Annotated in this window: 3 protein-coding genes; all 3 read left to right on the forward strand. The window is 41.3% G+C overall.

The window, feature by feature from the left end:
• The first annotated feature begins 99 nt into the window (after positions 1-99).
• Genes CWB66_RS18960 through CWB66_RS18970 form a run of 3 tightly spaced genes read left to right on the forward strand, consistent with a single transcriptional unit; the run spans position 100 to position 4204 of the window.
• Positions 100-291, forward strand: a complete 192-nt coding sequence (locus CWB66_RS18960) for a hypothetical protein (protein WP_252371798.1) — start codon at positions 100-102, stop codon at positions 289-291.
• A complete protein-coding gene (gene rbbA / locus CWB66_RS18965) occupies positions 291-3080 on the forward strand; it encodes a ribosome-associated ATPase/putative transporter RbbA (protein ID WP_138586583.1) in 2790 nt (929 codons plus the stop codon). Before CWB66_RS18960 ends, rbbA begins: the two co-directional genes overlap by 1 nt.
• A 2-nt stretch (positions 3081-3082) precedes the next feature.
• Positions 3083-4204 (forward strand): ABC transporter permease, encoded by a 1122-nt coding sequence (locus CWB66_RS18970; protein ID WP_138586584.1) that lies wholly within the window; start codon positions 3083-3085, stop codon positions 4202-4204.
• Positions 4205-4402 lie beyond the last annotated feature (198 nt).

The raw sequence follows: 4402 nt of genomic DNA on the forward strand, positions 1-4402 counted from the left end.
GGATGGTTTTGATGAGTTCAGGGAAAAAATAATAAGGCTCATTGGTGGACATGCGTTGCATTTATATAAAATCCAAAAAGTTGCCTAGGGGTCTGATCAATGCCTGCTAAATCGGTAGAAACACGTAACGAACGTGACAAACTGATGTTTAGAGTAAAAGTGAAACTTGATGCAAAATTATTAAACGACCATATCAAACAAGTTAAAACAGGGGTGCCCGGCCTTGCTTATGTTTTATTAGCACCGGAAAAAAATTGGCCTATGCAATTACAGGTGAGAGTACCTGAATAATGGCTAATGCTAAAACCAAAAAATCGTTGGGTGTGGTAAAGCTGACACAGGTTACGCATCGCTATGGCGATAACTTAGCACTGGATAATATTAATATTGAATTACCAGCAGGTAATATGGTGGGCTTTATCGGCCCCGATGGGGTGGGTAAATCGAGCTTACTTGCACTTATTGCGGGCGCTCGCGCGATTCAAGAAGGTAAAGTGGAGGTGCTGGACGGTGATATGCGTGATAATGGCTTTCGAACTTCGGTTTCACCACGTATAGCCTACATGCCACAGGGTTTAGGCAAAAACTTATACCCAACACTCTCTGTTTTTGAAAATATTGATTTTTTTGGTCGCCTTTTTGGTCAAGATAAAAAAGAGCGTCAGCATCGAATTAAAAACTTACTAAAAAGCACCGGACTCACCGAATTTGCCGATCGCCCTGCAGAAAAACTCTCAGGCGGAATGAAACAAAAACTCGGTTTATGCTGTGCGTTAATTCATGATCCAGAACTATTGATTTTGGATGAGCCAACAACGGGAGTTGATCCGCTGTCTCGCCGTCAATTTTGGCAATTAATTAACCGTATTCGCGCTCAGCACAGCGGTATGAGTGTACTTGTTGCGACCGCTTACATGGAAGAGGCTGATGATTTTGATTGGCTGATAGCCATGGACGATGGAAAAGTTATAGGCACGGGTAGTCCAGAGGCTATAAAGAGACAAACGGGGCAAAAATCCCTTGATGAAGCGTTTATATCATTATTACCTGCAGAAAAACGTCATGATCATCATGTACTCGTTGTTCCTCCTCATCAGCAAAATCTAGAAACAGCTGAAGCTGCTATCCAAGCAACAGGCCTTACTAAAACTTATGGCGATTTTACGGCGGTTAATAATGTAAATTTACGTATCGAACGAGGTGAAATTTTTGGCTTTTTGGGGTCAAATGGTTGTGGTAAAACCACAACCATGAAAATGCTAACAGGCCTCCAACCGGCCACCAGTGGCGAAGCGAAGTTATTTGGTCAAGTTGTTGATGCTAAAAATATAGAAACCCGCAAGCGCGTTGGTTTTATGTCACAAGCATTTTCACTTTATAATGAGCTGAGTGTTGAACAAAATATGGTGTTGCATGCCCGCTTATTTCATTTGCCAGCAGATCAAATAGCGCCGCGCGTTAATGAATTAATTATACGCTTTAACCTTAAAAAATATCGTGATGATTTTCCTGCCGATTTACCTTTAGGAATTCGCCAGCGTTTATCGCTTGCGGTTGCGGTAGTGCACAATCCTGAAATGCTAATACTTGATGAACCTACCTCGGGCGTAGACCCCATTGCGCGTGATGATTTTTGGGAACTACTTATAGAGTTATCGCGGGAGCAGGGCGTAACTATTTTTATTTCGACCCACTTTATGGACGAAGCAGCACGCTGCGATAGAATTTCGTTGATGCATGCAGGAAAAATACTTGCCAGTGATACGCCCGCTGCACTTTGTAAAGCGCGTAGTGCAGATACGCTGGAAGATGCCTTTATTGCTTATTTAGAAGAGGCAGTGCTTGAGTCTCAAGCGAGTTCTGCTTTGCCAACAACGATGGCTGAAGAGCCAGAGCTGTTACCTGAAAGTGAGCCTAACACTGCGCCAATTGGTAAACAAAAAGCGAATACCGCTTTTAGCTTTTTACGCTTATTTGGCTATGCCCATCGTGAAACTTTGGAGTTATGGCGCGATCCTATTCGTTTAACCTTTGCATTGTTAGGCTCAATTATTTTAATGTTTATTTTAGGGTATGGGATCACCTTTGATGTTGAAGATTTGAGCTTTGCGGTGATGGATCAAGATCAAACCCCTGAGAGTCGCGATTACATTCGAAACATTACCGGATCGCGCTACTTTATACAAAAAACCGATATTAAAAGCCCTTCACAGATGGATAAGCGGATGCGCAGTGGTGAGCTAAGTGTGGCGATTGAAATACCGCCCAATTTTGGCCAGCAATTAAAGCGTGGGCGTAAACCCGAAATTGTAGTGTGGATTGATGGCTCTATGCCGTTTAGGGCTGAAACTATTAATGGTTATATGAGTGGCACTTACTACAGCTATTTAACTGATCTATCACTGCGTACGTATGGAGTTGTGCCTAATTTGCTTGCGGCTAATATTGAATCACGCTATCGCTACAATCAAGATTTTAAAAGTATTGAGGCGATGGTGCCTGCTGTTATCCCGCTTTTGTTAGTGTTTATACCTGCAATATTAATGGCGCTGGGGGTGGTGCGTGAAAAAGAGTTAGGTTCAATCACTAATTTATATGTTACTCCGGTTACGCGGCTTGAGTTTATTATTGGCAAACAACTGCCTTATATTTTAGTTAGTATGGTGAGTTTTTTTGGTTTAATTGCCCTTGCTGTGACTGTGTTTGGTGTTGCGTTAAAAGGCAGTTTTTGGGCGCTCAGTGTGGCTGCATTATTATATGTAACAGCAACGACGGGCGTAGGGTTATTAATTTCGGCTTTCACTAAAACGCAAATATCGGCGTTAGCCGCATCCACAGTGGTTGTATTGATGATTGCGGTTAACTTTTGTGGGTTGATTGACCCCGTTTCATCGTTAGAAGGTTTGGCCGCAATAATAGGCAAACTGTTTCCAACAACGTATTTTTTAGAAGCATGTCGTGGTGTATTTAATAAAGCACTTAATTTTTCCGATTTATCAGCGCAACTTTTGCCTTTACTTGCTTTTATACCCGTACTGACGTTAGCCAGTGTATTTTTACTTCCAAAGCAGGATAAATAGCCATGCAACGCCATAGTAATATTCTTCATTTAGGCATCAAAGAGCTGCGTAGCTTATGGCGCGATAAAGTGTTGTTGTTGTTTGTATTTTTTGCTTTTACGGGATTGATTTATGTGGTGTCTTCGGCAACGTCAATAGAGTTAAATAATGCGCCTATTGCCGTTGTTGATGACGACCAATCGCAATTATCTAAACGTATTATTAATGCCTTTTACGGGCCTTACTTTAAAACGCCTGATGTGATTGCATTAAGTGAAGTTGACCCTTCGCTTGATAGCGGCAGCTATACCTTTGTATTAAATATCCCGCCGCACTTTGAGCGCGATGTACTCGATGGTAAACAGCCTACACTGCAAGTAAATATAGACGCCACCCGTATGTCGCAAGCGTTTATTGGCGATAATTATATTAAAACAATTATCAGTGCTGAAATTAATGAATTTGTGCAAGGCTATCGCGCGGTATACACGCTACCTATTAAACAATCGGCGCACATAATGTTTAATCCTAATATGACCAGTGTATGGTTTGGCAGTGTGATGGAGTTAATGAATGTGATCACCATGATTTCGATTATTTTAACCGGTGCTGCGGTGATCCGCGAGCGTGAGCACGGTACGCTTGAGCATTTATTAGTGATGCCATTAACGCCTTTTGAAATTGTCATAGCTAAAATTTGGGCCAATGGTTTAGTTATTTTATTACTAACCACTTTTTCACTCTTTATTGTAATTGAAGGCTTTTTACAAGTGCCTATTCATGGCTCAGCAGCGTTGTTTTTATTGGGCGCCGCCATTCACTTATTTGCGACCACGTCATTGGGCATATTATTGGGAACGCAGGCGCGTACCATGCCGCAATTAGGCTTATTGATGATCCTGATTTTACTGCCATTACAAATGTTATCGGGCGGTGTTACGCCCCGTGAAAGCATGCCCGATATAGTACAAAACATTATGCTACTTGCACCGACGACTCATTTTGTAAAATTTGCTCAAGCCATTTTATACAGAGGAGCGGGGTGGGATGTAGTTTGGCCTTACTTTTTAGCTTTACTTGCAATTGGCAGTGTATTTTTTATATTTGCATTAACACGTTTTCGTAACTCAGTAGCGCAAGGTTAGTGATTATACCAATTTTATTAAAACATAATCATTTTAGCGTATTAAATAACTCACTAACTGCGTTGAATTTACTTGCAATAGACCCGCTATTGACGCGTAAATTCGCCTTGTTTCCACTGAAAATCTCTGACTAGAGAAAATAAATTTAAATATAACCATGATTCAATACGTTAGTAAACCTCTTAACCAGAGTTCAGG

The organism is Pseudoalteromonas sp. S558 (assembly GCF_005886635.1).
Lineage (GTDB): Bacteria > Pseudomonadota > Gammaproteobacteria > Enterobacterales > Alteromonadaceae > Pseudoalteromonas > Pseudoalteromonas aliena.

Coding starts and splice junctions, on each gene's coding strand:
- rbbA (WP_138586583.1), top strand. CDS start 291: ATGGCTAATGCTAAAACCAAAAAATCGTTGGGTGTGGTAAAGCTGACA.
- CWB66_RS18970 (WP_138586584.1), top strand. CDS start 3,083: ATGCAACGCCATAGTAATATTCTTCATTTAGGCATCAAAGAGCTGCGT.
- CWB66_RS18960 (WP_252371798.1), top strand. CDS start 100: ATGCCTGCTAAATCGGTAGAAACACGTAACGAACGTGACAAACTGATG.